Origin of the sequence: Bacillus sp. GMs2/2 (assembly GCF_050172095.1) — a bacterium.
In the GTDB taxonomy this organism is placed as follows: Bacteria; Bacillota; Bacilli; order Bacillales; family Bacillaceae_G; genus Bacillus_A; species Bacillus_A cereus.
This window is the reverse complement of sequence record NZ_JBNLYE010000627.1, coordinates 1-1605: the sequence shown is the minus strand read 5'-3', so window position 1 is coordinate 1605 and position 1605 is coordinate 1. Positions and strand designations below refer to the sequence as shown.

Below are 1605 nucleotides of genomic sequence, written 5' to 3'. Positions count from 1 at the left end.
AAAGAAACGTTTCAACTAGGAGAAAAGTTCCGTATCCAAGTACCAAAATCCTCTAAGAGTAGTGAACTATCTCTAAAAGTCGTTTCAAATCTAACAAATGTTCATGCAATCGTATATAAAGGAACAAGTACGATTCAAGATGCAACTGTACTATTAGAGCGCAGTACAGAACAAATAAGCACAGACTTACAAGTATTCTGGAAAGCAAATGGCGCCTTAAAAGTAATGAAAGTGGATGAAAACAAAAAGCCACTACCAGGCGCAGTATTTGAAATCGCAAACAGCAATCAACAAGTTATGGGAACGATTACAGCTGACAAAAACGGCATCGCTGAAATGGGCAACTTAGAACTTGGCACATACACTGTAAAAGAAGTGAAAGCACCTGTTGGATATGTGTTAGATGCTACACCAAAGCCTTTTGAAGTGAAAACAGGTGAAATTGCTGTTGTTGAAATGAAAAATGTACAAATCAAAGGCAATATTGAAATTAAAAAAGTAAGTGATAAAGGCAAGATTCTCCCAGGTGTTGAATTTACAGTATTTACGCCAGAAGGAAAGGCAGTTACAAAAGTAACTACAAATCAAGAAGGGATTGCGAAAGTAAATTCTCTTCCGTTTGGAAAGTATTACTTCCAGGAAACGAAAGGATTAGAAGGTTACTTATTAAATCAAACAAAGTATCCATTTGAAGTAAAAGAGCATAATCAAACACTTACATTCGAAGTGAAAAACGATCAAGTAAAAGGAAATGTACAGCTTGTAAAAGTAGATGAAGATGGGAAAACAAAATTAGAAGGTGCAGTTTTTATCCTAGCTGATGAAAAAGGCAAGAAAATCAGTGAGCATAAGACAGACAAAAACGGGTTAATCAAAATTGATAATATCCCATTTGGAAAGTACCAATTCATTGAAAAAACATCACCAGCGGGCTATGTGTTGGTAAAAGACCCGATTCCGTTTAGCATTACTGAAAATGGAAAAACAATTGAGCTAGTTGCAAAGAATACAAAGATTAAAGGCTCAATTGAAATTACAAAAGTAGACGTAGCGGATGGAAATAACAAGCTACCAGGTGCAGAGTTTGCAATCTATAACGAACAAGGCCAGGAAGTCGTGAAGGGAAAAACAAACGAACAAGGCATTGCGAAGTTCGATAAACTCCCAGCAGGAAAGTACACATACAAAGAAACACTTGCACCACAAGGTTATGTGTCACATGAAGAAACTTTCTCCTTTGAAATTAAAACAGATGGTGAAATTATTAAACACACCGTAAAAAACAAAAAGATTGAGGGTAGCTTAGAAATTACAAAAGTAGATGTAGCCGATGGAAACAATAAGTTACCAGGTGCAGAGTTTACAATCTATAACGAGCAAGGCCAGGAAGTCGTGAAGGGAAAAACAAACGAACAAGGCATTGCAAAGTTTGAGAAATTACCAGCTGGTAAATACACATATAAAGAGACATTCGCACCAGGGGGATATTTAATCAATGAAGAAACATTCTCTTTTGAAATTAAAACAGATGGTGAGATTATCAAACATGTTGTAGCAGATCAGAAAAAAGAAGTTCCACCAACACCAGAAACGCCACAACCAGAG

1 protein-coding gene is annotated in these 1605 nt (G+C 36.3%); it reads left to right on the top strand.

What is annotated here, in order from left to right:
* Positions 1 to 1605, top strand: a 1605-nt coding sequence (locus ACQGS6_RS28075; RefSeq protein ID WP_426965998.1) for an MSCRAMM family protein, incomplete at both ends; no start/stop codon positions are given.